Raw genomic sequence first — 25,497 nt, forward strand, 5'->3', positions numbered from 1 at the left:
GGTGTCTCAAAGGTTCGTCCATAGCTTGTGGCAGCGCCCACAGCGGGCGCCAAGAACCTTAGGGACAGGGATGTTTGGCATCTATCTCAAGCGTGAGCTGAGCCGGCGCAAGAAGTCGGCTCTGGTCATCGCCATGGGTCTGGCGCTCGGAATCGCGCTGGTCATCACCGTCAACTCGGTGTCGGCCGGCATGTCACAGGCACAGGACAAGGTCCTGCAGTCGCTGTACGGACTCGGCACCGACATGACGGTGACGAAGGCCAGGGAGGCCCCTTCCTCCGGCAACAACCAGTCGGGCAGACCGAATTTCGAATTCGACGCCGGTTCCGACGACGACGAGGAGCAGAGTTCGGACCGCGTGACGACACAGGGCGGCCAGACACTCAAGTCCTCCCTCATCGAAAAGGTCGCCGCGCAGAAGAACGTGGCGAGCGCGGTGGGCGCACTGACCCTGAACGTCACGAAGGTCGACGGCAGTTTCACCCAGGGCAAGGCCAAGACCGACACCTCCACGCAGGGCTCGCAGGGCCAGGGCGGCGGCCCCGGCGGTGCGGGCGGCGGCGGTTCGACCGGTCAGCCCCAGGTGCAGGGCGGCGGCGCCTCCTTCGACGTGAACTCGTACTCGGTCTCCGGGGTCGACGTCACGAACCAGGACCTGGGCCCGCTCGCCACCACGAAGATCAGCAAGGGCAAGTCGTTCACGGCGGCGCAGACGAACGCGAAGGTCGCGGTGCTCAGCACGTCGTACGCCAAGGAGAACAAGTACACCGTCGGCGAGAGCATCAAGATCTCCGGCACCAAGTACGAGGTCATCGGGATCGCGACCCCGGACAGCAGCGAGTCGACCACCGACGTCTACCTGCCGCTCAAGCAGGCCCAGACGCTCGGTGACTCCAAGAACAAGATCTCCACGATCTATGTGAAGGCGTCCGACTCCCAGCGCATCGACGCGGTCAAGGCCGCCATCCAGAAGAACATCGACGGTACGACGGTCACCACCTCGGCCGATCTCGCGGACACCGTCTCCGGCTCGCTGTCGACCGCCTCCAACCTGGCGACCAGCGTGGGCAAGTGGCTCTCCGTCGCGGTACTGGTGGCCGCGTTCCTCGTCGCCGCGCTGCTCACCTCGTCGGCGGTCAGCCGCCGGGTGCGGGAGTTCGGCACACTGAAGGCGCTCGGCTGGCCGAGCCGCAAGGTCACCCGGCAGGTCGTCGGCGAGTCGGTCGTGAACGGCCTGCTCGGCGGGGCGCTCGGTATCGCCCTCGGCCTGGCGGCGGCCTACGCGGTCACGGCCGTCAGCCCCACCCTCACCGCAGAACTCGGTTCCACGGGCGGCGGCGGCCAGGGCGGCGGCCCCGGCGGTGGCGGCCCCGGTGGCGGTGGCGGCCCCGGCGGACAGAGCGCGTCGAGCACCCTCGACATCGCGCTGTCCGCGCCGGTCTCCGTCACCACCATCGCGCTCGCCGTGGGCCTCGCGGTCGCGGGCGGCCTGATCGCCGGTGCGATGGGCGGCTGGCGCGCCTCCCGGATGCGCCCGGCCGACGCGCTGCGCAGCGTGTCGTAGCCGCGCCCCTCACCACCACGGCACGACACGCACGACACGCACGTCACGCACGTTACGGAGAAGACGTATGTACACGCTCACCGGCGTCACCAAGAACTACACGAGAGGCAAGGAGACCGTGGAGGCGCTGCGCGGCGTCGACCTCACCATCGAGGACGGCGACCAGCTCGTCATCCAGGGCCCCACCGGCGGCGGCAAGTCGACCCTGCTGCAGATGATCGGCGGCCTGGACCGCCCGTCCTCCGGCAGCGTCGAACTGGACGGCGTGGACCTCGCGTCCATCAGCGAGGCCCGGCTGACCCGGGTGCGCGCGGAAAAGATCGGCATCATCTTCCAGTCGTTCAACCTCATCCCCACGCTCACCGCGCAGGAGAACGTCGAGACCGCGCTCGTACCACTCGGGGTCAAGCCGTCCGAGCGGCGCGCGAAGGCCGCCGAGGCGCTGGGCTCGGTCGGTCTCGGCGACCGCCTCACCCACGCGCCCAGCGAGCTGTCCGGCGGCCAGCAGCAGCGCGTCGCGATCGCCCGCGCGCTGGTCAAGAACCCGAAGGTGCTGCTCGCCGACGAGCCCACGGGCAACCTCGACGAGGGCACCCGCGACGACATCATGGCCCTGCTGGAAGGACTGTGGAGGGAGCACGGGCTGACGTTCGTCATGGTCACGCACGACTCGTCGATCGCCCGGCGCGCACCCCGGCTCGCGACGATCAGAAAAGGCCGGATCACCCTGACCGAGCAGCAGCAGCAGCCGCGGCCGCAGCCGCAGCCGGCACTCTGACCGGTCAGTCCTCGAAGGAGGCCGCTCACCCTCACCGGTGGGCGGCCTTTCGCGGTCCGGGCGGTCCCGACAGTCCCGACAGTCCCGACGATTATCTATCGCGATCACCCGAACGGCGGCGCGGACCAGGGCCCCGACGACGGTCCGGTGCGACGGTGAGCAGGCACGTACGAGCGCCGTAAACACTGTGACCTGACCTGCGAGGAGTGACGGGAATCGTGACCTGTTTCGACCGACGCGATCTGGGACTGCTGCTGCTCCGCCTCGGTACGGGCGGAGTGCTGGCGGCGCACGGGGCACAGAAGCTCTTCGGCTGGTTCGGCGGGGGCGGCCTCTCCGGGACCGGCGAGTTCATGGAGTCCGTGGGGTACGCGCCCGGCCGGGCCAGCGCCGCCGCGGCGGGCCTGGCGGAGACGGGCGGCGGCACGCTGCTCGCGCTGGGCCTCGCGACCCCGGCGGCCGGCGCGGCCGCGGCCGGGGCGATGGCGGGCGCCTCCGCCCTGCACGCGCCGAACGGCTTCTTCGCGCAGAGCGGCGGCTACGAGCACGCGGCGTCCCTGGGCCTCACGGCGGCGGGCCTGGCCGTCACGGGCCCCGGCCGGATCTCCCTCGACCACGCCCTGGGCCACACGGTCGACCGGAACTGGATGGTGCCGGTCGCCCTCGCGGTGACGGCCGCGGCGACCCTGGCGGTGATCGGAGCGCGGCAAGCGCGGGTGCGACGCCAGGAGGAGGACGGGCAGGGCGAGTTGTTCGACGAGGAGGGCGTGACAGTCTGAGCGTCATGAGCGACGACGGTGATCTCTGGGAGTCCATCGAGCACCTCCAGGACTGGCTGGCCCGGACCCAGCCGGACCGCCCACCCCAGGAGACCTTGCTCCTGCGGATGCTGAAGCTCTCGGAGGAGGTGGGCGAGGTCGCCGAGGCGGTCATCGGCGCCACGGGCCAGAACCCCCGCAAGGGCGTGTCCCACACGTGGGACGACGTGCGCTCGGAACTCTGCGACGTGATCATCACAGCGGCGGTGGCACTACGAACGCTCTCGCCGGACGCCCAGGAGATCTTCACCACCCACTTGGCCCGGGTAACAGCCCGCTCACACCCCTGAGCCCCCGAAGGGGCGCGGGGAACGGCGCAACCTCTCGGCCGACACCGCCCCAAGCCCCCTGAGGGGCGCGGGGAACTGCGCGAGCGACCCCCACCGGGCCGCAGCCGAAATCCGACCTCAGCCACCCCACCCCTCAGGGGCGCGGGGAACAGCGCAACCAGCCCCCACCCACCCGCAGCCGAACTACACCCCCTCGCCGGAGGCGGAAGCGCGACGCGTGAACCGGAGCGTCGCCGTCACAGTGGTCAGCCCCCGGATCATCCCCAACTGGTTCCAGCCCAGATTGAACTGCTCCCGGTCCACGGTGAACTCAGCGGCGAGCGCAACCGCGTCGGCGCTCGACTCGGCGACCGTCGCGCTGACGGACTGCGGCCGACTGACCCCACGGACGGTCAGCTCACCGTCGATCGCGACGGTGTCGTCCGGCCGGACCACGGCGTCACGAACGACGAAGACGAGCGTCGGATGCCCCTCGGCATCAAAGAAGTCCGCACCCCGCAGATGCGTATCCCGCTTCGCGTTCTTCGTGTCGAGCGACCCGGCGTCCACCGTGATCGTGCCGTGCGCGGTGCCGTCCGCCTGGACCTCACCCTCACCGGCGACACCGCTGAAGGCACCTTTCACCGTGACCAGCCCCCACATCGTCTTGTGCTTGATGGCGACGGTGGAGCGAACGGCGTCGAGCTGCCACAGGCCGGTTTCCACAGCGACGGTCATGGGTCTTCTCCTGGTTGATCGGTTGTCCAAATTTGGATGACCCCACGCTAGCGGGTCATCCAAAAATGGACAACCAGTAGACTGTGACACCATGGCCGACTCCCCCGCCCCCGCCGACCAGCCCGCATCCCTCCTGTCGGGCGACGAAGACGCCGACGGCACACCGGCGAACGGCCTCCTGCCCGCCGAACTCCGTTCCTGGATGCGCCTGCTGGCGGCGGCCGGCGCGGTGGAGCAACAGCTGCGTTCGCGCGTGAAGGACGCCATGGGTGTCTCGCACGACGAGTTCCTGGTGCTGTGCCTGCTGGCCGACCAGCCGGGCTCCAGCCTGCGGATGACCCGCATCGCGGAGCTGCTGGGCCGCCCGAAGACCCGGCTGACGTACCAGGTCGCCTGTCTGCAGCATGCGGGGCTGATCACCAAGAACTCCGCGTGCGGCGACCGGCGCGGCATCGAGGTGGCCCTCACGGACAAGGCCCGCCGTCTGCTGAGCGAGTCCACGGGCCCGTTGGCCGCCGCCGTCTCGCAGGCCATAGCGCAGACGGCCTGCGCCCAGCGGTACACACAGCTCCACGACCTCCTGCCCCCGCCCGCCGACACCACGGAAAAGCCCACCTGACCCGACCGGTCGCCCGAGTCAGCCGGTCGGCCGGTTGCCCCGAGTCAGCCGGCCATCAGGTCGACCGGTCAGCCGGCCAGCCGGTCCGCTTGTCCGCCGGTCCGGAACAACCGGAGCGGCACCGCGGCGGCCAGCGCCCGGTACCCCTCCGGATTGAGATGCAGCCGGTCCCCGTCGTGCAGCGCGGCCCGCAGGCGCCGTGGATCCGCCGGGTCACGTACGGCCCGGTCGAAGTCGACGACCGCGTCGAACCGTCCACTCGTACGGATCCAGGAGTTGACCTCCTGCCGGGACGCCTCGCGGTGCCCGTCGGGGTCGTCGTACATCGCGTTGCCGCCGAACGGCGTCAGCGTGGCCCCGTACACGCGGATGCCCTGCGCGTGCGCGCGGACGACGATCTGCTCGTACGCGGCGATCAGCTCGGCCGTGACGCCGCGCTGGGCGGCGGGCGTGGCGGCGGCGGTTCCGAGGTCGTTGACCCCCTCGAAGACGACCAGCCAGGAGACTCCGCTGCGGGACAGGACGTCGCGGTCGAGACGGGCGAGGACGTTGGGGCCCAGACCGTCGTTGAGGACGCGGTTGCCGCCGGCGGCCTGGTTGAGCACCGCGACCTCGCCGGCCGCGGGGTGCGCGCGGAGCCGGTCCAGCAGGCGGTCGGTCCAGCGGTCGTTCCCGTTGGTGGTGGAGCCGCGCCCGTCGGTCAGCGAGTCGCCCAGGACGGCGACCGCCGCCGTACCGGGGCCGGAAAGCACCTCGACATCGCTGAGGAGGTACCAGTGGTCGACGGCGGTCGCCCCCGGAAGATCGAGATCCCGGGTGCGGTCGACGCGACCGGCCTTCTGGAGGTACGAGGTGGTACGTGACCCGGGGTGCGAGGTGAGCGCGGTGGACGGCTGCCCCTCGGCGAGATAGGCGGTCACGGTCAGTACGGAACCCGGTTCCAGCCCGAAGTCCAGTGGGTCGGAGACGAGTTGGGCCCCGACGGGCACGGTCGCCGACGCGCGTCCGGCGAAGGTCACGCGTCGCGGCGAGCCGGGTTCGACGGCACTGACGCCGGCCCGCCCGCCGAGCGGCCGAGCCACGCTCACGGCGGTGAGGGGCAGCGCGGTGTCGCCGAAGGCGTTGGAGAACCGCAGCCGGACGCGCCCGCCGCCGGTCGAGACCCGTACGGTCTGCCGCAGGGTCGCGTCGGCGAGGACGGCCCGCTCCTCGGTGAACGGCGGGGGCGGCAGGTTGCCCGGCTCGGTGAGCTGCGGCATCGCGGTCCAGGTGTTGACCCAGTGCCGGGCACCGGCCGGCCCGCCGGAACCACGGTCCGCACCCCGTGCCCCCTCGACCAGGGCCACCACGACGGACGCGCTCACGGCAAGCACCAGGACGAGGACGAAGGCGGTGACGAGACGGACGAAGGAGTGCGCTCTCGACGGCGGCACGGGCCGTACCGGTCCCATATCCCTCAACTACCGCTGCATACAGTGCCGTTGAGAGTGAAGGCGGTCGGCGGCGAACTGTTCCCCGTATGACTCGCCTGATAGCCGATGCTGACGCTCGCGTTCGCCGCGATCGTGCCGTTGTACGGGGCGTTCGTGGCCGTCACCGCGCCGCTCGCCGGGGCGTACGTGGCGCCCCAGCCGTTGGTGATGGCCTGCCCGGACGGCAGGGTGAAGCCCAACTGCCAGCCCTCGATGCGTGAGCTGCCGGTGTTGGTGATCGTCACGGAGCTGGTCAGCCCCGTGTTCCAGGCACTGGTCGTGGTGGTCACCTTGCAGGCGCCGGGCTGGGGTTGAGGGCCGGGGCCGGAGCTGTCCAGGCCGAAGAAGGTGAGGACGCGGGCCGCCATGCCCCAGGCGTACAGGTTGTGGCCGATGCCCTGGAGGCTGACGGCCTCGACGGGGGCCTGGTCACCGGTGGCCCCGTAGCGCGTACGGGTCCAGCCGGACTGGGGCGAGTCGGTGGCGGCCGGGGTCTGGCCGACGCCCAGCACGTTGGTCCACTGCTTGATCTCCTCCCCGAAGTTGGGGTAGCGCAGCACGTCGTCCTCGGTGCCGTGCCACACCTGCATGCGGGGCCTCGGGCCGGTGTAGCCGGGGTAGGCGTTGCGGACCAGGTCGCCCCACTCCTGCGGGGTGTGCAGCACGGTGCCGCCGGAGCAGGCACTGTTCCACTCGGAACCGTCCGTGGTGGCGAAGCAGCCGAACGGGACGCCCGAGAACGCGGCGCCCGCCGCGAACACGTCCGGGTAGTCGCCGAGCAGGACGTTCGTCATCATCGCGCCGGAGGAGATACCGGTGGCGAAGATGCGGTCGGTGTCGGCGGAGTAGGTGCGCGTCACCCAGTCGACCATCGACTTGATGCCGACCGGGTCGCTGCCACCGCCGCGGGTCAGCGCCTGGGGCGAGGACACGTCGAAGCACTTGCTGGCGCGGGTGACCGAGGGGTACACGACGATGAACCCATACTGATCGGCGAGCGAGGCGTACTCGGTGCCGGAGTACATCGCCGGGCCGGAGCCCGTGCAGTAGTGGACGGCCACCACCACGGCGGGGTTCGCGGTGACGCTGTCCGGTACGTAGAGGTACATCTGGAGGTTGCTGGGGTTGCTGCCGAAGCCGGTGATCTCGGTGAGGGCCGCGGCGGGTGCGGCGGGTGCGGCGGCAACCTTCGCGACGGGCGCCTTCTCGACCGGCTCGCGGGCGGCGGCCCCGGGTGCGCCGAGGAGCATCGTCGCGAGCAGGGACACCAGTGCCGCGAAGAGCACTGCGGGCCCCGAACGCGGCTGTCTGCGCGCGGTATTACTGCCAGTGGCGGACATGTCTGTCCTTTCCGGATCACGGCTGCGGGTGTGGTGCGGTGGAGTGGCACCACGCGACGGGGCCGGTCGCGCGGCATGGCCATGACTGTGGTGGAAGCGCTCCCACAGGGTGGAGACCGAAACCGGCCACTACGGACAACCCGATTCGACGAGCGGCTCCTGGAAACCGTTGCGCGCCCGCACCACGTGACATAAGTTACCCGCAGGTAGCCTCATGGCGGAGGCGACGGTGAAGGCACCCGCACTGCCGACGAGGGAAGCGTCAGTCCGAAGGAGTCACCGTGCCGACACTCGACCGCCAGGACGACGTTTTCGTTCTCGACCTCGGAGACGGCGAGAACCGTTTCCACCCCGACTGGCTCGCCTCCGTCAACGCCGCGCTGGACGAGGTCGAGAAGGCGGAGGGGCCGCGCGCCCTGGTGACCGCCGCCACCGGCAAGTTCTACTCCAACGGCCTCGACCTGGACTGGCTGTTCGCCCACGCCGACCAGCAGGAGGCCTACGTCGGCGGCGTCCAGGAGCTGTTCGCGCGGACGCTGTCCCTGCCTGTGATCACCGTGGCCGCCCTACAGGGACACACCTTCGCGGCCGGCGCGATGTTCTCCCTGGCCCACGACTTCCGCGTGATGCGGGCCGACCGCGGCTACTGGTGCCTGCCCGAGGCCGAGATCAACATCCCCTTCACCCCGGGCATGTCGGCACTGATCCAGTCCCGGCTGCACCCGCGTACCGCACACGAGGCCATGCTCACCGCCCGCCGCTACGGAGGCGGCGACGCCCTGGACGCCGGGCTCGTCGACCACGCGGTGACCGAGGACGCCGTACGGGCGAAGGCGGTGGAACTGGCCGCGGCACAGGCGGGCAAGGCCGGACCGACCCTCGGCACCATCAAGTCCCGTATGTACGCGCCCGTCCTGGACACCCTGCGCACCAGGGGCAACCCTCTCAGCTGACCCCGACCCGACCCCGACCCCGGCCCCGGTCCCGGGTCCCGACCTCGACCGGCACGGAGGCTTGCGGGTCCCGTGGGCCGGGTCCAGACGGCGGACCGGCCGTTGCCCACCGGGGGGACGACGCCGTTGATGTTGCTCACGGCGGCGGCCTGTTCGTCGGCGGTCGCCGTACGGCCCATGGCGCCCAGGTGGCCCATGACGGTCGCGGCACACGTCCGCCGCGTCCCGGCCGAGGAGTCCGACGCCCCCATACGCCCCCTGTCGGCACCCTCGTCCGCGCCCGCGCCCGACGAGGACCCGGCACATCCCGCACGATCCGGCCGCCGCGTTCGTGGCGGGCGCGGTGCTCGGCCCGGTCGTCGACTGGCTCCGCAGCGGCTGCCCCGGCACGCCCGAGACGATGTCTGCCGCGCTCTGGCCCCTGCTCATCGGCACGGCGAGGGCGGCGGGGTGGGGGACGGAAGGGCCCGGGGCGGCCCCGACCGCCGAATGACGTCGCGGCGCTTCACTCCGTAAGCGCTTCGAAACATTCGAAGATGCAGCCTCCGTTATTTGATCTCTACCGGACAGAGATCCCGCACACGCTGCCACACGCACCCCAATTGAGGGCTTCCACCAGGGAATTAGCCTTGCTGTGTCGCCCCACGCCACACGAATGTTTCGTAATCATGGGCGAAACTGTTGACGCTTGACGGGTCCAGGTCAACACTGTTCGACCAAACCCGCCCCGTGGAAGACGGAGGGAACCCGCACATGAACCTCACCCCCGCACAGCCGAACCGCAGGCAGGCCTGCGCCGTGCTGCTGGGCGCCGCGACCGCGCTCACACTGCCCGGCACGGCCCACGCCGACACGGTCGTCACCACGAACCAGACCGGCACGAACAACGGGTACTACTACTCGTTCTGGACCGACGCACAGGGCACGGTCTCCATGAACCTGGGCTCCGGCGGCAGCTACGGCACCACCTGGAGGAACACCGGGAACTTCGTCGCCGGCAAGGGCTGGAGCAACGGCAGCCGCAGGACCGTGACGTACTCCGGCGCCTTCAACCCGTCCGGCAACGCCTACCTGTGCCTCTACGGGTGGACGGCCGGCCCGCTCGTGGAGTACTACATCGTCGACAACTGGGGCACGTACCGGCCCACGGGCACGTACAAGGGCGCGGTCACCAGCGACGGCGGCACGTACGACATCTACCAGACGACGCGCTACAACGCCCCGTCCGTCGAGGGCACGAAGACCTTCAACCAGTACTGGAGCGTCCGGCAGTCGAGGAGGACCGGCGGCAGCATCACCACCGGCAACCACTTCGACGCCTGGGCGCGGGCCGGGATGCCCCTCGGCAGCTTCAGGTACTACATGATCCTCGCGACCGAGGGTTACCAGAGCAGCGGCAGCTCAAGCATCACGGTGGCGGCGTGAGCACCGGCGCCCGGACGCGTCCCCTGACGACCGCGTTGACCGCGCTGACCGCCGTCGCACTGACGGCCGCGGGCACGCTGACCGTCGGCGCCGCCCCGGCGCAAGCGACCGGCGCCGCCGCCTGCAGCGGATACGTCGGGCTGACCTTCGACGACGGCCCGTCCAGCAGCACGCCGGCCCTGCTCGGCGCGCTCACGCGGAACGGGCTGCGGGCCACGATGTTCAACCAGGGCAATTACGCCGCGGCCAACCCGTCCCGGGTCCAGGCCCAGGTCGGCGCGGGTATGTGGGTCGGCAACCACAGTTACACCCACCCGCATCTGACCCAGCTCGGCCAGGCGCAGATCGACTCGGAGATCTCGCGGACCCAGCAGGCGATCGCGGCCGCGGGCGGCGGTACGCCGAAACTGTTCCGGCCGCCGTACGGCGAGACCAACGCGACGGTCCGGGCGGTCGAGGCCAAGTACGGGCTGACCGAGATCCTCTGGAACGTGGACTCGCAGGACTGGAACAACGCGAGCACGGACGCGATCGTGCAGGCCGCCGGGCGGCTCGGCAACGGCCAGGTCATCCTCATGCACGACTGGCCCGCCAACACGCTCGCCGCGATCCCGCGTATCGCGCAGAACCTGACCGCCCGCGGCCTGTGCGCCGGCCGCATCTCCCCGCAGACCGGCCAGGCGGTGGCTCCCTGACCCACCGCCAGGGACCGGACACCACTTGTACGACTCGGACGTCCTGCTCGTCGGCGACGGTCGGCCTGGCGTCGGCCGTCACCGTCGAGTGAGGCGCGGAGGCCGATCGGACCGTGGCCGACTCGCGCCCTTCCGACCCACCGACCCACCGACCCACCGACGCACCGACGCACCGCCCAGACAGCCCAACGGGACGGCAGAACGGCAGGACGGCAGGACGGCGGAACATCAGGAGAGTACGGGGATGACTGGTCGCAAGCGGCAGAAAGCACAGACACGTGCACGGGTGAAGGCGACCGCGATCGGCGGCGTGGTGCTGCTGGCCCTCCTCGCGTCGTTCTGGTCGACCGGGTGGCCGTACGCCATGGCGGCCGTGCTCTTCGCCGGGATCGCGACGGGTGTACGGAGGTCCGCCGGGTGGGCGGTTCGCACGACAACGGTGCCGATGTCCTCGGGCGGCTCCCGGACGGCCGGACCATGGTGATCCAGTGCAAGCGGTACGCACCGAGCAGCACGATCGCGAGCCGCGAACCGCGCGATCTGCTGGGCACCAAGGCGCACTTCCGGGCGACTATTCGACCATCATTGAAAGCTTTGCGGCACGTGAACACAGGCACGGACACTGAACCCCGCGCACCACAGAACGCGCACCACAGTTCATGGACCACAGTTCATGGACCACAAGGGGGAAGCATGAGATTCAACCGTTCCGTCCTGACCGCTGCCGCGTTCGCCGCCCTGGCGGTGGGGACCACGACCGCGCTGGCGGTGCCCGCCTCGGCCGCACCCAACACCACACCGCAGAAGGTCTGCGGAAGCGCCTACAAGACCGTGAACTCGGCGGCCGTCGGCACCCAGGGCACCGTCTATCTGACGTACAACGCCGCGAACGGCCAGAACTGTGTGGCGACCATCCGCAACAACCCGGGCACCGCGGTGAACATGTCCGCGTACGTCTACGTCCCCGACACCCAGGAAGGCGCCGGCGACGACGGCGCGTACACCTCGTACGCGGGCCCGGCGTACGTGTACGGCAAGGGCCACTGCATCGACTGGGGCGGCAGCATCAACAACGTATACGTACAGATCACGGGCTCGAACTGCGCGGCCCTGAAGGAGAACCGGGTCACGTCGACCCGCTGAACTGCTCCTCGTACCCCCGCCCCGGGCCACGGGCCGGGGCGGGGGCGGGGCGGGGGCCGTCGCTATCGGGCGGTACATCGATGAACAGCGCATACGTCATCGACGTAAACGGATGAGAGCCCCGCGGCGCTGCTCAACCGGCTCAACCGTCGTACTGAAAGCGCGTCGGCTCTCCGAGCACCGAGCGGGCGCTCTCGAAGTCGGCCAGACGGGCCGCCACCGTGGCCACTGCGAGGCGCTCCGGAAGCGCGGCAGAGAACTTGAGTCCGCGTACAGCCCGACGATCCACGTCCGGCAGGACCAGGTTCTCGCCGACGTTGTCACGGGCTGCACGCCATTCGACCGGGGTGACGTTCTCCCGCAGGCGCAGCCAGCTGTCGGTGGGTCGTTGCAGGGGGTCGGTGACCGACTGGAGGGTGGCCGCCAGGGTGGCGTTGGCGCGGTAGCCGGCCCATGTCCACCAACGGACTTCGGCACCGACGCGCGTGATCAAGGTGCCGCCAGGATGGACGGTGTCAGGTGCGTCGACTTCGCGCTGTTCGGTCATGCACGCCTCCGCACGCCGGGTGAGCGAGACCGGTGGAGTCGCGCCCAGCAGCACCTCGCGCATGGCACGCGTCAGGGCGTACGACAGTCCGGTGACGCCGCCGTTCATCCACTTGGCGATCCCGCCGCCGTCGGCCGGCTCGACAAAGACGCGTTTGCGCAGCCAGTCGATGTACGTGACCTGCCAACTGCGTCCACCGAGCAGCAACCTCCTGGGGCCGGGACGCTCTTCCGTGAGCACACTCGGGTCGGTGCGGCCGATCTCCGTACGTCCGGACAGGACGGTGAACTGCGGAGGCGCGGTGAAAGAGGCGGTGAGTTCGATGAAGTGCCTTTTGCCGAAGCGCCGTTCCGCCTCGGGGCCGATGAAGAGCATCCCACCGTCACTGTCGAGGAAGCCCTCCTCGCTGAGGAAGCGCAGGATGGGGGCGGCCGACCTGTCGAAGGGAGCGAGGCCGTTCCACTGCCGGTCCCACAACTGGTCGCCGAGCTTGTGCTGTTGCAGGGTAACGGCAAGCAGTTGCTGGGCCACCAGGTGGCGTGGCTCGGGCGGAGGGACGACCGGCTCCACCCAGCCCCGCGACCACATCAGCAACAAACCTGCTGCCTGGAGCAGCGTCTCCTTGCGAGTGGTCAGGAACAGACAGTTGCGCGCCGTGTCGGGCCGCCGCCCCGTGCGTCCGATGCGCTGCAGGAAGGAGGCAACGGAAGCCGGTGAGTCGATCTGGATGACACGGTCCAGGTCACCGACGTCGATGCCGAGTTCGAGGGTCGACGTGGAGACGATGACGCAGTCGCGGGCCTCGGCGAACGCCTGCTCGGAGCGGGTTCGCTCGTCGACCGAGAGCGAGGCGTGGGACAGAAAGACGGTCACCTCGCGCGCGCGGAGCGCCGCGCTCAGTTCCTCGACCTGGCGGCGCGAGTCGCAGAAGACGAGGCGCTTCTCTCCTTTGTGCAGCGCCGCGATGAGTTTGGCCGCGTTGTCGAGGGAGCCGACATAGTCGAGTTCCACCGCGCCGGCGGGCGCAAGCCTGTTGGAAGGCTCGGGGTTCGCTTCGCCGCCGTGTCCCCTGTCGCTGGTGGCCGGCAGGTGTATCCCGGGGGCGACCACACGACCGGTGCGGCTATCGACGCCCGCGCCCTGCAGCCAGTGCAGCAATTCGGCCGGGTTGCCGACGGTCGCCGAGAGTCCGACACGCTGGATCGGCCGCCCGGTGACCCGCTCCAGCCGTTCGAGCACAGCGAGCAGGTGCCACCCCCGGTCGTCTCCGGCGAACGCGTGTACTTCGTCGATGACGACGGCCCGGACGCTTCCCAACAGGCGGGCGTGGTCGGTCTTGACGCCGATCAGCATCGCTTCGAGCGACTCGGGCGTGGTCAACAGGATGTCCGGAGCCTCGGCCCGGATGCGCTGCCGTTGCGACTCCTTGGTGTCACCGTGCCAGAGCGCGGCCCTGCGCCCCAGCCACTGGGCGTACGCGTCGACGCGTACGGCCAGGTTGTTGAGGAGTGCCTTGAGCGGACACAGGTACAGCACGGATGTGCCGGTCCATTTCTGCTCGGTCATCGCCGACAGCAGGGGGAAGCAGGCCGCCTCGGTCTTGCCCCCCGCCGTCGGAGCCAGCAGTACGGCATCCTGCCCCTGCATGAGTGGGGTGATGGCCGCCCGCTGCAAGGGGCGCAGATCGGGCCATCCGAGGGTGTTGACGATGTGATGCAGGACGACGGGGTCGAGTCTGTCCAGGACGTCGGCGTCCTCGCTATCCGCGTTGCCCGGATCCTTCCCGGCCGGGAGTCCCGCGTCCGCCATCACAGCTCCAGGTCGATGTCATCGGCCGACGCGGAGTCTCCGGAGATCGTGGCGGCCAGGTTCCGCTCGACATCGGTGAGTTCGCTGCCTGCGACGGTGAGGCGGTAGTGCTGCCGGGGGTCGAAGTCGTCGAACTGGTCCACACGATCGAGCACGTCACCGACGAGTTTCTTCAGGAACAGCCGGGGCGCCACCCCGACCTTCCCGCCCAATGCCCCACCGACAGCCACTGCGAGGTCGGCCACATACGCGTCGTCGACGACCTTCCGCACGCGCTCGGGCATCTCTGCCGCGTCCGCGTACAGGTCACGGATGGTGAGGCCGAGTCCGACCAGGGACTCCTGGTTGAAGCCGGGCAGCCTGATCTGTACGGCGCGAGGGTTGTCGAAGCGCGGGTCGGTGGTGAAGTCGGTGGCGAGTCGCTGAGCGAGCGGGGCAAGCCGCTGCACACCCTGTTGACCGTCGTAGAAGGCGGGGGTGCCCGTGATGACCAGGTAGAGGCCGGGGAAGCGGCCCGAGTGCACCTCGTCGATGAGCTGCCGCAGCGCGTTGAGTGCCTTGTCGCGGGCGTCCGAGCGGACCCGCTGCAGCGTCTCCACCTCGTCGAGGACGACGAACAGCCCGGTGTGCCCGGAGTCGCGGAGCACGGTGAGTAGTCCCTGCAAGAATCCGAGGGCACCGAAGTGGTCGAGGTCGCCGCGTACCCCGGCGGCCCGGCGGGCGGAGGCCGCGACGTGCGGCTGGCCGCCGAGCCACGCCAGGACGGCCGCGGCGGTCGCCTCGTCGCCGTCCGCGAGGGCGGTCCGGTAGCCGCGCAGAGCTGTGGCGAACGACGGGGCGTGTCGGGAGACCTCGGCGAGCCGTGCGACGAGCAGTTTCTCCACCTCACCTGGAAGATCCTCCTCGGTCGCGCCGGCCGCCAGAGCGTCCTCCTCCAGGGCGTAGAACCAGGCGTCCACCACGGGCCGCAGTGCGCTGGGCGGGAAACTCGAGGTGGTGAGCCGTTCGGTGAGCCGCCGGTAGACCGTCTCGAGACGGTGCAGCGGGGTCTCGTTCTCCGAGACCTGGATCTCGGCGACGGCGAAGTTACGACGCTTGGCCCGTTCCCCCAGCCAGCGGGTGAAGAACGTCTTTCCGGACCCGTACTCGCCCCGCACGGCCTTGAACACGGAGCCGCCGGACGCCACGGCGTCCAGTTCCGCGTCCAGGGCCGCTTCGAATCGGTCGAGCCCGGTGGCCAGCAGGTCGAGTCCGCTGTCGGGTACGGCACCGCGCCGCAGCGCGTCGATGACGGTACGGCGGCGGGCGGCGCTCACCTGTGCGGGGCGCTGGGATCCGGTGGTGCTCACAAGAGCCAGTCTTCCATTTCCCCGCACACGCTTTTACGGAGATCGATGACGGCCGCCGCTCGGTCCGCGGTTCCCGCGGCACGGTGGCGAGGCGGCGAGTTGGTTGAATCGGTTGACGGTCACCCGAAGACGCTGCTGGAATCACTCTCCGTACATACGCGAGGGTGGGAGTGGGACGAACGTGGCGGCACTGGACAATGTGAAGTTGAAGGACGTACTCGCGGACGTGGCGTCGGGCTCCTTACAACTGCCCGATTTCCAGCGGAACTGGAAGTGGGACGACGACCGGATCCGCGCCATCATCGCGACGGTGACGCTGGACTATCCGCTCGGCGTGGTGATGACACTGCAGACCGGTGGCGCCACCCGCTTCCGCTCCCGGACGCTCACGGGAGCGCGTCCGGACGGGGATCCGGCCGCGGACCTCCTCCTGTTGGACGGGCAGCAGCGCCTCACCTCCCTCTTCCAGGCCCTGTGGCTGGACGCCCCGGTGGAGACCTCGGACGCCCGTGGCAAACCCGTCGAGCGGTGGTACTACGTCGACATCGCGAAGGCCGTCGGCCCGTCCGCGGACCGCGACGAGGCCATCCTGTCCGTTCCGGCGGACAAAACACTCCGCAGGGACTTCAATCGCTCGGCAGTACTTGACCTGAGCACCACGGACGGCGAGTGCGCGGCCGGTCTCTTCCCTCTGCACCTCGTCTTCGACGCCCAGCGTGTGAACCAGTGGAAGAAGTCCTACATCAAGGCGGACGAGGACCGGAACTGGGATCTGTGGGGCCAGTTCGACGAGTCGGTGCTCCAGCAGGTCCGTGCCTTCCAGGTCCCGATGATCCGGTTGGGCGCCTCCACATCCATGGACGCCGTCTGCGCTGTGTTCGAGCGGGTTAACACGGGCGGTGTCCCGCTGAACGTCTTCGAACTGCTCACCGCGACCTATGCCGGGGATCCCGGGTACGTCGGCCCGACCGGGGACGGGGACTACTACCAGCTCCCCCGGGTGTGGCGGGAGATCAAGCAGGGACTGGCGGCCAAATACCCGGTCTTCGGCCGTCCGGACGGCAGCATCGAGAAGGGCCTGAGCAGTATCGACTTCCTGCAGGCCATCGCTCTGGTGCGTACCTGGGAGCGGAAGCAGGCAAACACCAGGGCAACGGTGTCGTGCAAACGCCGGGATCTGCTGGACCTCCCGCTGGCCGACTTCGTCCGGCTGGCACCGAAACTCGCCGATGCCTTCGCCTGGGTGGGCGACTTCCTGGAACGGCAGTGCATCGTCCACCCGAGGGATCTGCCGTACCAGACCCAGCTCGTCCCGCTCGCGGCCGTCCGCGCCATCCTCGACACGGAGCTGGACGGTCTGGGGGCGGAGGAGAAGACCGAGCAGTGGTACTGGTGCGGGGTCCTCGGTGAGATGTACGGCGGCTCCACCGAGACCCGCTTCACCCGTGACGTCGAACAGTTCGTCCCCTGGATCGCGCAGGACGACCGGGCACCCGACACCGTCACGGACGCATTCTTCTTCAACGACCGCCTGGACACCCTCACAACTCGCAACAGCGCCGCCTACAAGGGCATCTACGCCCTGCTGATCAAACAGGGGGCGGTGGACTGGCACCACACGGGCAGCCCGCTCAGCCCCGGCAGGCTGGACGAGTACAGCGTGGACGTCCGGCAGATCTTCCCCAAGACCTGGTTCCGGCGGGGCAACAGCGAGGGCCTGCCCACGAACTCCATCGTGAACAAGACCCCGTTGTCCTACCGCGCGGCGATGGACATGACCGGGGCACCGTCGTCCTACCTGTCCACCATGGTCGCGGCCTCCGACATGCGGCCCGAGTGGTTCGACGACGTCCTCACCACCCACCTCATCGATCCGGAAGCGCTTCGCGACAACGACTACGAACGGTTCTACCGCGACCGTTCCAAGCAGTTGCAGGATCTCGTGCACTCCGCCATGGGCAAGAGGACCATGCTCCGCGATCTCGCGGAGGGCGACGCCCGATGACGACCACACCGAGCGGGCAGGACCTCGCCGCGCTCAAGGGCAGGACCGTCCCCGTTCAGGACATCCTCGACCTGTTCCAGGTGAGGGTCCGCGACCACCGGTCGGTGCACCAAATCTCCCAGGCGCTCACCGACGTCGGGCTGACGACCCTGCCGGACTTCGCCGTCTGCGGCCAGCGCAGCAACGTCGACGTTCTACCGCTCGCATCCGTCCCAGCGCAGGCAGCACCCGCCGAGGCGGAAGAGGACGAGACGGAGGAGGCCCTGCCCTCGGCCGCCCTTCCGCAGCGCCTGCTGCTCGGGGACATCCCGTCGGCGCGGCGCGGTCTGCTGTCCGTCGGCCCCGGTACGTCCCTGCCGCAGACCACGTTCCTGATGCGCACCGAGGGCGTCGCGCAGGTCCCGGTGACCACCGGTATGGCGCAGATCCACGGGGTGGTCACCTGGGGGTCCGTCGCCAAGATGTACGAGGCGGGCAAGCAGCCGACGCTGGACAACGCGATGGAGAAGGACTCCTTCCCGGTCACCGACACCCGCCAGGAGTTCTTCTCCTCCCTGCCACTCATCCGCGAACACGGGTATCTCCTGGTGCGCGGCGACGATGGCTGTCTCTCGGGCATGGTCACCGCGGCGGACGTGACGGACCGCTTCGAGGGCGCGGCGCGGCCCTTCTTCATCGTCGGGGAGATCGAGTCCCTGCTGCGGCGCTGCCTGGGCGCGGCACTGGACGAGGAGACCATCAAGGCCGTCCAGACGAACAAGAGGGCCGAGCACCGCACCGGCCAGGTCTCCGACCTCATGTTCGGCGACTATCTGAGGCTCCTCGACGGCGACCAGACGAAGACGTCGCTGGCACAGAGCGCCGACGCCAACTGGGCAGCCCTCAAGTGGCCCAGCATGCCCAGGGAACAGTTCATCGGCCGCCTGAAGCGGGTGAAGGACATCCGCAACCGCATCGCCCATTTCGACGAGAAGCCGCTGCCGCAGGAGCTGCTCGACGAGCTGACGACGTTCGCGAACCTGCTGCGGGCGTTCGTGGCCTGACACGGCGGGGTGCCTCGACGTGAACGCCGGAGGCACCCCGAACCCCGTTCAGCCTGCTCTGAGGGCGAACTGCTCGCGCAGCAGAGCCTCGTGGAGCCGTAGCGTGCGCCCGTCCGGCAGGGTCTCCAGCACCTGTACGCCGTCGTAGTTGAGGAGTTGCCGAAGCACCGCGGCGAAGCCGTCGCCCCGGGTGGTGGGCATGCCCGCGCGCTGGGCGAGCGCGGTCACGGGCAGGGTGCCGCCCGCGTCGAGCAGGGCGGCGAGTGCCTTGCGGACCGGCTCCGGTTGCGGCTTGCGCGCCAGACCGTCGAGTTGTGCCTGATACGTCTCCGAGTCGAGCAGCGACGTCACGAGCCTCTCGGTCCGGGAGACGATGGTGGGGGTGAGCAGAGCATCGTTCTCCCCGGGCGTCAGCTCCACGTCGAACAGCGCGTCGGGCAGCGTCCTGGGGTCGGGCTGCTTCTTCCGTGGTTTCGCGGTCCCCTTCTTCGGAGCCGCGCCGGCCGTCCGGCCCGCCTGCTCGTCCGGTACCTGCCTCCCCGTCTCTTCCGGAGCCCACCACGGCGGTCGCTGGTCCCCCAGCTCCCGCCACCCCTTGGGCGGTTCCGCTCCGAACGGCAGGAAGGCCAGCACCGGGATGGTGAACTCGGCGAGGGAGACTCCGCCGTGGTAGCCGGCCTTGAGGGCGGTGTAGCGGGTGTCCGCGTCCCAGAGCGCGACGATGGAGGCGCCGGGCTCTGGCCAGACCACGCGCGGTCCGGAGAGGGCGATCTCCGGTCCGCCGAGCGGGCCGCCGGGCAGTCGGTGGCGCGCGGACGCGGGCTCGGTGGCCGCGTCGGCCTTCCACCCATGCCGGTCGACGACGTGGCCGTGGTCGCTGGTGACAATGACAGCCATGCCCTGGGCCGCCGCCACCCGGAGCAGGTCGCGCAGGCCGGGCACGTCGTCGACCCGCCAGGCTGCGTCGCCGAGTTTCTGTTCCTTGGCGAGGCGGTCGTCGATGGCGTTGAGTACGACGGCGACCTGGGTCCGGCCGTCGGTGAGCGCTTCCGTGAGGGCCGGGCCGAAGGTGTCGCCCGCGGTCTCGGTACGCAGGTCGTCCTTGTGGAAGACGGCGGCCGGTGCCCCGCTCCACAGCTTCAGCGCGGGGAAGAGCCGCTTCTCGTCAGCCTGGGTGCCTTTCATCAGGGTGCCCGCGAAGAGCGACGTTCTGGACACGGCCGTCACGGTGGGGAGGGCGGCGGCCATCGCCCGCCGACGGGGCGTGCCCTCGTCCAGTGGGTCGAACTCCGCCCAGGAGCGGCGCAGTTCCTCGCCGAGTTCGTTCGCTATGGCCACGCTCATGCCGTCGAGCACGAGCAGCAGCACCCGTCGCTCGCCCGCGCTCCGGACGACCGGCCCGATCACCCGGTCGAGAAAGGTCTCGACGGTGAGCATCCTGCCGGGCTGGGTACCGTCCCGCGTCCACCCGGCCAGCGAGCGCGCGAAGACCCCGTCGATCTGCCGCCGCAGGCTCCTGGCATGCGCACCCAGGCCGTCGTACATGGCTTTGAGGGCGCGATCGGTATCACCCCCGGACTCGATGTGCTCCAGGGCCAGGTCGGCCCATCCCGTCTCGTCGATGTGCCGCTGTATGGCATCGGCGACGGTGGGTGCCTCGACCGGCGGGGCGGCGGCCATCCAGAGCGCGAGGCGCTGCCCCATGCGGGCGCGTTCGATGCGGGCTGACTCATCCGGGTCGGCGGCGAGCCCGTGCTCCGCGAGCCGCCGCACGGCCTCCTCGACAGCGACCGGGTCACCCGCCCCCAGTGCCCTGCCGACGGCCGTGAACCGGGCTTCCAGCCCACCGCGCAGGACGGGGCTCGCCGCGACGGCCGCCTCCGCGCCGAACTGGCGGGCCAGCACGGCGGCCCGGTCGAGCACGATGCCGCTGGTGCGGCGCGCCTCGCGGACCTGGTCGGCGTCGGCACCGATGCTCCGGTGTCCGGCCGTCAGCAGCGTGCTCACGTATTCCTCGGCAGCCCGGCCGAAGACACCCACCAGAGCATCGAGCTGTTCACCCGGGGCCGGGGGCTGTTCTCCGAGGTAGCGTTCGGCGCGGCCCCGGGCCTGATACGTCTCCGGAGCGGGCTCGGCATGCTGCCACAGGGCCGCGCACACGAGGCCGAAGGCGGCGGCGTCCGCGCCGCGCTCGGCGTCGACGAGGGCGAGCAGAGCGCGTCCGGCGAGTCCGGCCTGGTCCTCCTCGCTGAGGAAGGCGGTCAGCCCGGCGCGCTCCGGTCCCCGCAGGGCCGGCAGCCGCTCGGGGGCGCCGGGCCGGGTCGACCAGTGCAGCAGGGTCTGCGCGTCGAGCCGGTCCTCGCCGGGGCGCCGGGTGCCGCCCTCGGTGTCGTAGCGGCCGAGGCGCAGGCGGCGCTGGGCGAGTGCGGTCAGGGCGTACTGCCGCGACAGCCAGCCACCGGGCACCGACGGCCAGCCGCCGGGCGGAGTGGCGTCGAGCAGGGCTTCGGCGGCCCAGTTGACGTCCTTCAGGCGCGGGTCGATCTGCCGGGCGCCGAACGCCTCGCGCACCACGTCCCAGCTGTCGACCGTGTCGATGCCCTTCTTGTGGACACGGGCGGTGATCGCCGGGTCGAGTTCGTTCTGCTCGCGGTCGGTGAGGACCACCAGGACGGCGGGGCCGGGGCGCCGGTCCGCCAGGTGGTCGAGGACGAGTTCGTGGACGGCGAGCGGTGAGGGCGCCACCGCGACAGCGGCCGTCCGTCCCTCGCCCCAGGCGGGTTCGGCGGGCCCGTCCCACTGGGGCGCGGACCGCAGCAGTACGACCCGGCGCCTGCCCACGCCGTCCCCGATCAGAGAGGCGGCGAGGGAGGACTGCGAGGACAGGTACTGGGTGACGGTCGCGGTGTTGAGCCGGACGGCGCCCGGAGCGACGGCGGTGTCCGTCATTCGACGACCGTCCAGGTGATCTCGATGGTCGCGTCGGGGTGGCGGGCCGCCAGTTCGGACAGCTCCGCCTGGAGGTCGGCGGCGGCGCGTGCCACGGTCGTACGGCGGTTGCCGGTCTTTCGCGCGGAGCCGCTCCCGGAGGAGGCGGGTGCGGGTGTCTCCGCCGGGGTGAAGGGGATCCGCGGATCGCTCGTCGACCTGCCCAGGTCCAGGTCGTCGGCCCTGGGCTGCGGCGCGACGGGCGAGGGCGCCGGGGTGGCGGCCTGGCTGCGCTTCACCAGGGCGACGACCTCGCGCTGGGTACGGGTCAGGGCGTCGCGCAGGTTCGCGGTGCGCTGGTCGTCGCGGGCCACGTTGCGCAGCGAGTCGAGCAGCGCCGCGCCCTCGGGGCCGAGTCCTGCGGCGAGTTCGAGGGTGCCCCAGGGCGCGGAGGCCACGGCCTCCGCGACGCCACCGGCCTGCTTGATGGAGGTGCCGTACCGGTCCGCGCTGGTCTCGCCCAGATCGAAGGAGGCGAGGGCCTCCACGGTCTTCTTCGCCCCGGCCGCGCCCTTGCCCGCCTCCGCCGTGAGCGCGTCCAGCAGTTGCAGGGCGCGGCGGGCGAGGGCGAGCCGTCCGGTGTCGGCGGTCTGGTCGAGTCCCAGGAAGGAGGCGTGGGCCTCCAACTGGTGCACCAGGTCGGCCGCGTGGTCCCGGTGGGCGCGGGCGGCCTCGATGATCTGGCGGGCGAACTGATTGACCATCCGGCCGCGCCGCAGGGCGGGAGCCTTCTGCCCGAAGATCGTCTCGAAGCGCTGCCGTGCCGTGTCCCAGTCCGACTCGGCGGGCAGCGGCTGGCTGCGCAGCGCGTCATGGTCCTTGATCGCTGACAGTTCGGGCGCGGGGTCGAGTACGGTGCCGCCGCGTACCCACACCCGGTCGTCCATCTCGGCGAACGCGGCGACGACGAGCCGGGCGAGGAAGTCGGGCAGGCCACGCGGGTCGGGCTTGTCGGTCCAGTCGGTCAGGGTGATCAGGGACAGGTCCCCGGGTACGCCCTTGGCGCTGGCGAGCTGACGGAAGTGGTCGGCCCAGTAGCGGGACAGCTCGAAGTACGCCTCCTTCTGCTGTCCGAGGCGCAGGGGCCCAGCGATCCGCTCCATGAGTTTGCGGTCGCCGGCCGGGACCTCCACCCGCCCGTCACGTGCCTCGGCGGCGGCCCGGACGTGGGTGAACACCTTCTTGGTGTCGGCAGGCTTGACGGCGTCGGTCTGCTTGACCGCGATGCCGTCGGGGTCAAGGTTGGGATGCGCCGGGTACTGGTGGACGAGCAGCTTGCCCGCGACGTGCCGGATGCCGTCGTGCAGGCTCTGCCCGAAGGACAGGGTGAGGCCGTCCACGTCGGGCAGCGGGACCAGGTGGTCGTCGAAGTCGGGCACGACGTCGGCGGCTTGCTTCTGGGCGAGCCCGTACGCCTGCTTGAAGGCGCCCTTGACCTGCTTGAGCAGCGCATCACGCTGGGTTTCGAGGAGGTTCTTGGCGCGGCTGCGGTTGTCGGCGTTGAGGTGGCCGGCGTACTGGGTGTCGAAGCGGTGCTCGTCGGCGAGGGCCTTGTCGATGACGACGAGGCGCCGGAAGTCGGCGAAGCGCTGCGCGGACAGGTGGGCGGGCAGCCAGGCGACGACGCGGGACCGCTCGCCCTGCTGGCGCTCGCGCAGCCGCCGGATGCGGTTGACGTCCTCGATCGGGCCCCACTCGCCCTCGTCGAAGGGGAGGTCGATGGCGATCCGCCAGCGCCCCTCCTCCTGCGGCATCAGGTCGTGGTCGGGCAGTTCGTCCTCGTCGGCGAGGTTGCCGAACACGATCTCGGCGGTACGGGAGGTACCGCGCCACACGAAGCCGAGCTGGTCGCTCAACTGCCCGTGCTCGACGCCCAGTTCCTCGGACAGCAGGCGCCGGGCGAGGGCGACCCGGTTGCCGGGGTTGTCGTTGACCTGGGCGTTGGCGATGACGGAGTCCACGTCGACGCCGGACAGCTCCAGCCGTACGCCGGGGTTGGCGTCGGTGCCGGTCTCCTTGATCTCGGGGAACCTGGCGGCCCATTCGGCGACCTTGTTCTTGATGATGCCGACCTCGGCGCCCGGGATGGGCGCGAGAACCGACCCGTGGTTGAGGGCGCCGAGCCGCCGGATGGTCAGCTCCGCCAGGGAGGGCACGCTGGGCGCGAGCGCGGACAGCAGCAGCGTGCACACGAGCCGGTTGTCGCCGATGAACATCCGGCAGCGGTTGGCGCGCTGCGGGTCGGTCACGGCCTCGGGCCGGTTGACGAACTGCTCGACGTCGTCCTCGGTGATGTCGTACGAGCTGAGGAGGTAGGGCCGCAGCTTGGTCTTGTAGAGCTTGTCGGCGGCCTCGAAGACGACCTTCAGGCTGTCGGTGAACGGCTTGTCGCCGCCCTTCGCGATCACCGGGTAGAGGTCGCCGACGGGGATGAGCTGCCCGAGGCGGATCTCGTTGCGGTGGTCGGCGAGGAGTTCGCCCATCAGCTTCAGACCGGTGCGGGAACGCTGCAACGCGGACGAGATGTGGACGAGGGTGTCCATGAACGCCGGCGAGAAGGGGTACGTCAGCCGGAACGACTCCGCGTCCGCGCCGGTGGTGCCCTTCTCCGAGCCGAGCAGGGTGTCCCAGACCTGGGTGCCGACCCGCCTGGTCTGCTCGAAGGCCGCGTCGACCTGCCGCTGCGCCTCGGCGTCCTTCGGCTTGAGAATGCGCGCATGGGCGATCTGCGGGAGGTTGCGGTCCTCCAGGGTGATCTTGTCGAACCGGCCGGAGGCCAGGTTCAGGGTGTCCTGGATGGAGGCTTCCGCCGCACCGGACACCTCTTCGCCGACGAGTTCGCGCAGGTCGCGCTGGCGGGCGATGAACGACACGACGGGGATGGCACGCCGGGCGTCACCGCCCTCCACGAAGTTCGTGATCTTGCTGGCCTCGCGGGCCACGAACTTCTGCTCGTGGATGAGGGTCGCCAGCCAGAGGATCAGCTCGTCCAGGAACAGGATCAGCCCGTCGTAGCTGAGCGACTTTGCGTGCTCGGCGATGACGGACAGACCGGCGTCCAGGGAGATGAAGCCGTGCTCGTTCTCGGCGGCGTTCCTGGCGAAGCCGGGAAAGAGGTTGGTTCCGGCGTCGTTGACCAGCTTGGCGCGCAGCTCGGCCGGGGTGGAGGGGTTGCGGAGGTCGAGCGGGGTGCCCCCCTCATGGTTCTCCTCGGCGGCGAGGGCGGTGTCGAGGAGCTGCGGGGTCCAGGCGAAGCCCTCACCCCACTCGTCCGTCTCACCGTCGTCCGCGTCGCCGCCACCCAGCCCGCGGATGACCGCCTCGTCGCCGTAGGTGGCGCGGTTGGCCCGGATGTCGTCGAAGAGAGAGTCGGTCCGGTAGACCTGCGGGGTCGGGGCGTCCGGGTGCAGCTTCTTGACGTGCGTGACGTACCCGCCGAGCACCCGCTGTTCCAGGGCCTTCGCGCCGAGCATGTGGTAGGGCACGAGCAGGAACCTCTTCCCGTCCGTGGTCAGCCACTCGTGCTTGGTCAGCACCGGGTCGAACTCGGTACGGGCGCGGGCGGCCGGGTCGCCGCTGAGCAGCGCGTACAGCACGGCCATGAAGTGCGACTTACCGGAACCGAACGAGCCGTGCAGGTAGGCCGCCTTGGAGCGGTGCCCGTCGAGCGAGGACTTGATCAGCGCCAGCGCCTCGTCGAAGTTCTCCAACAGCCGCTCGGTGACGACGTAGTCCTTGAGCGCGTTCGCCGCGCCCTCGGCCGTCGTCGCCTCGGCGAGGGACAGCACGAAGTCCGAGGTGGAGATGTTCTCCTTGATGTCGATGACATCGCGGAGCAGGGGCTGCTGCTGGGCCATTACCGGTCACGCTCTCCATCTGGCGGCTTCCGCCGCCGCTCGTACTCGATCGTGTGGGATGTCTGTCATCGGCTGGCTGCCCGGC

The 25,497-nt window shown here is 70.3% G+C and carries 18 protein-coding genes and 1 pseudogene; 12 read left to right on the forward strand and 7 right to left on the reverse strand.

Annotation, left to right across the window (positions count from 1 at the left end):
* Positions 1-70: 70 nt before the first annotated feature.
* From C6Y14_RS21385 to C6Y14_RS21400, 4 genes are all read left to right on the forward strand, one after another.
* The gene (locus tag C6Y14_RS21385; RefSeq protein WP_107018379.1) at positions 71-1,564 is read left to right on the forward strand and encodes an ABC transporter permease; all 1,494 of its coding nucleotides are present in this window, start codon (positions 71-73) and stop codon (positions 1,562-1,564) included.
* 67 nt (positions 1,565-1,631) lie between these two features.
* A complete protein-coding gene (locus C6Y14_RS21390; protein WP_107018380.1) occupies positions 1,632-2,342 on the forward strand; it encodes an ABC transporter ATP-binding protein in 711 nt (236 codons plus the stop codon).
* A 218-nt stretch (positions 2,343-2,560) separates the two neighbouring features.
* On the forward strand, positions 2,561-3,121 hold the full coding sequence (locus tag C6Y14_RS21395) for a DoxX family protein (RefSeq protein WP_107018381.1): 561 nt from the start codon (positions 2,561-2,563) through the stop codon (positions 3,119-3,121).
* 5 nt (positions 3,122-3,126) lie between these two features.
* Entirely contained in the window at positions 3,127-3,450 is a 324-nt protein-coding gene (locus tag C6Y14_RS21400) for a MazG-like family protein (RefSeq protein ID WP_107018382.1), read from the forward strand.
* A gap of 183 nt (positions 3,451-3,633) precedes the next feature.
* Here the strand turns inward: C6Y14_RS21400 and C6Y14_RS21405 are convergent, their stop codons facing one another.
* Positions 3,634-4,167 carry a YceI family protein gene (locus C6Y14_RS21405; RefSeq protein WP_107018383.1) on the reverse strand — a complete coding sequence of 178 codons (534 nt, stop codon included), beginning with the start codon at positions 4,165-4,167 and terminating at the stop codon, positions 3,634-3,636.
* Between the two features lie 91 nt (positions 4,168-4,258).
* Between C6Y14_RS21405 and C6Y14_RS21410 the strand changes: the two genes are divergently transcribed.
* On the forward strand, positions 4,259-4,786 hold the full coding sequence (locus C6Y14_RS21410) for a MarR family winged helix-turn-helix transcriptional regulator (protein WP_107018384.1): 528 nt from the start codon (positions 4,259-4,261) through the stop codon (positions 4,784-4,786).
* A gap of 68 nt (positions 4,787-4,854) precedes the next feature.
* Here the strand turns inward: C6Y14_RS21410 and C6Y14_RS21415 are convergent, their stop codons facing one another.
* Positions 4,855-6,237 carry an SGNH/GDSL hydrolase family protein gene (locus tag C6Y14_RS21415; RefSeq protein WP_107018385.1) on the reverse strand — a complete coding sequence of 461 codons (1,383 nt, stop codon included), beginning with the start codon at positions 6,235-6,237 and terminating at the stop codon, positions 4,855-4,857.
* Between the two features lie 5 nt (positions 6,238-6,242).
* Positions 6,243-7,598: an extracellular catalytic domain type 1 short-chain-length polyhydroxyalkanoate depolymerase gene (locus C6Y14_RS21420; RefSeq protein ID WP_107018386.1), complete on the reverse strand. Its 1,356-nt coding sequence runs from the start codon at positions 7,596-7,598 to the stop codon at positions 6,243-6,245.
* Positions 7,599-7,879: 281 nt separating this feature from the next.
* Between C6Y14_RS21420 and C6Y14_RS21425 the strand changes: the two genes are divergently transcribed.
* The 5 genes and pseudogenes from C6Y14_RS21425 to C6Y14_RS21450 all read left to right on the forward strand — a co-directional run bounded on the left by C6Y14_RS21425 (position 7,880) and on the right by C6Y14_RS21450 (position 11,814).
* Entirely contained in the window at positions 7,880-8,551 is a 672-nt protein-coding gene (locus tag C6Y14_RS21425; RefSeq protein ID WP_107018387.1) for an enoyl-CoA hydratase-related protein, read from the forward strand.
* A 753-nt stretch (positions 8,552-9,304) separates the two neighbouring features.
* Entirely contained in the window at positions 9,305-9,976 is a 672-nt protein-coding gene (locus tag C6Y14_RS21435; RefSeq protein ID WP_107018388.1) for a glycoside hydrolase family 11 protein, read from the forward strand.
* A complete protein-coding gene (locus tag C6Y14_RS21440) occupies positions 9,973-10,671 on the forward strand; it encodes a polysaccharide deacetylase family protein (protein WP_107018389.1) in 699 nt (232 codons plus the stop codon). The genes C6Y14_RS21435 and C6Y14_RS21440 overlap by 4 nt, the downstream gene beginning before the upstream one ends.
* A gap of 417 nt (positions 10,672-11,088) precedes the next feature.
* A pseudogene (locus C6Y14_RS45535) lies at positions 11,089-11,184 on the forward strand (restriction endonuclease); the annotation flags it as partial.
* A gap of 180 nt (positions 11,185-11,364) precedes the next feature.
* A complete protein-coding gene (locus C6Y14_RS21450; RefSeq protein ID WP_107018599.1) occupies positions 11,365-11,814 on the forward strand; it encodes a spore-associated protein in 450 nt (149 codons plus the stop codon).
* A 142-nt stretch (positions 11,815-11,956) separates the two neighbouring features.
* On the opposite strand, the gene C6Y14_RS21455 is transcribed toward C6Y14_RS21450, so the two are convergent.
* On the reverse strand, positions 11,957-14,170 hold the full coding sequence (locus tag C6Y14_RS21455) for a DEAD/DEAH box helicase (RefSeq protein WP_107018390.1): 2,214 nt from the start codon (positions 14,168-14,170) through the stop codon (positions 11,957-11,959).
* Positions 14,170-15,519, reverse strand: coding sequence for a BREX system ATP-binding protein BrxD (brxD, locus tag C6Y14_RS21460; protein WP_107018391.1), 1,350 nt, complete (start codon positions 15,517-15,519; stop codon positions 14,170-14,172). The genes C6Y14_RS21455 and brxD overlap by 1 nt, the downstream gene beginning before the upstream one ends.
* A 181-nt stretch (positions 15,520-15,700) precedes the next feature.
* On the opposite strand from brxD, the gene C6Y14_RS21465 reads away from it, so the two are divergent.
* Positions 15,701-17,524, forward strand: coding sequence for a DUF262 domain-containing protein (locus C6Y14_RS21465; RefSeq protein ID WP_107018392.1), 1,824 nt, complete (start codon positions 15,701-15,703; stop codon positions 17,522-17,524).
* Positions 17,521-18,567, forward strand: coding sequence for a CBS domain-containing protein (locus C6Y14_RS21470; protein ID WP_107018393.1), 1,047 nt, complete (start codon positions 17,521-17,523; stop codon positions 18,565-18,567). The genes C6Y14_RS21465 and C6Y14_RS21470 overlap by 4 nt, the downstream gene beginning before the upstream one ends.
* 48 nt (positions 18,568-18,615) lie before the next feature.
* Here C6Y14_RS21470 and pglZ read toward each other — a convergent pair whose 3' ends face one another.
* Positions 18,616-21,516 carry a BREX-2 system phosphatase PglZ gene (pglZ, locus tag C6Y14_RS21475; protein WP_107018394.1) on the reverse strand — a complete coding sequence of 967 codons (2,901 nt, stop codon included), beginning with the start codon at positions 21,514-21,516 and terminating at the stop codon, positions 18,616-18,618.
* Positions 21,513-25,412 (reverse strand): BREX-2 system ATPase PglY, encoded by a 3,900-nt coding sequence (gene pglY / locus C6Y14_RS21480; RefSeq protein ID WP_107018395.1) that lies wholly within the window; start codon positions 25,410-25,412, stop codon positions 21,513-21,515. The genes pglZ and pglY overlap by 4 nt, the downstream gene beginning before the upstream one ends.
* Between the last annotated feature and the right edge of the window lie 85 nt (positions 25,413-25,497).

Source organism: Streptomyces dioscori (assembly GCF_003024195.1).
Lineage (GTDB): Bacteria > Actinomycetota > Actinomycetes > Streptomycetales > Streptomycetaceae > Streptomyces > Streptomyces dioscori.

What these genes read in the sequence shown, in the direction of transcription:
- C6Y14_RS21420 (WP_107018386.1), bottom strand. Translation starts at nt 7,598, where the DNA reads ATGTCCGCCACTGGCAGTAATACCGCGCGCAGACAGCCGCGTTCGGGG.
- C6Y14_RS21470 (WP_107018393.1), top strand. Translation starts at nt 17,521, where the DNA reads ATGACGACCACACCGAGCGGGCAGGACCTCGCCGCGCTCAAGGGCAGG.
- C6Y14_RS21410 (WP_107018384.1), top strand. Translation starts at nt 4,259, where the DNA reads ATGGCCGACTCCCCCGCCCCCGCCGACCAGCCCGCATCCCTCCTGTCG.
- C6Y14_RS21435 (WP_107018388.1), top strand. Translation starts at nt 9,305, where the DNA reads ATGAACCTCACCCCCGCACAGCCGAACCGCAGGCAGGCCTGCGCCGTG.
- pglY (WP_107018395.1), bottom strand. Translation starts at nt 25,412, where the DNA reads ATGGCCCAGCAGCAGCCCCTGCTCCGCGATGTCATCGACATCAAGGAG.
- C6Y14_RS21400 (WP_107018382.1), top strand. Translation starts at nt 3,127, where the DNA reads ATGAGCGACGACGGTGATCTCTGGGAGTCCATCGAGCACCTCCAGGAC.
- C6Y14_RS21450 (WP_107018599.1), top strand. Translation starts at nt 11,365, where the DNA reads ATGAGATTCAACCGTTCCGTCCTGACCGCTGCCGCGTTCGCCGCCCTG.
- C6Y14_RS21405 (WP_107018383.1), bottom strand. Translation starts at nt 4,167, where the DNA reads ATGACCGTCGCTGTGGAAACCGGCCTGTGGCAGCTCGACGCCGTTCGC.
- C6Y14_RS21385 (WP_107018379.1), top strand. Translation starts at nt 71, where the DNA reads ATGTTTGGCATCTATCTCAAGCGTGAGCTGAGCCGGCGCAAGAAGTCG.
- C6Y14_RS21390 (WP_107018380.1), top strand. Translation starts at nt 1,632, where the DNA reads ATGTACACGCTCACCGGCGTCACCAAGAACTACACGAGAGGCAAGGAG.
- pglZ (WP_107018394.1), bottom strand. Translation starts at nt 21,516, where the DNA reads ATGACGGACACCGCCGTCGCTCCGGGCGCCGTCCGGCTCAACACCGCG.
- C6Y14_RS21415 (WP_107018385.1), bottom strand. Translation starts at nt 6,237, where the DNA reads ATGGGACCGGTACGGCCCGTGCCGCCGTCGAGAGCGCACTCCTTCGTC.
- C6Y14_RS21455 (WP_107018390.1), bottom strand. Translation starts at nt 14,170, where the DNA reads ATGGCGGACGCGGGACTCCCGGCCGGGAAGGATCCGGGCAACGCGGAT.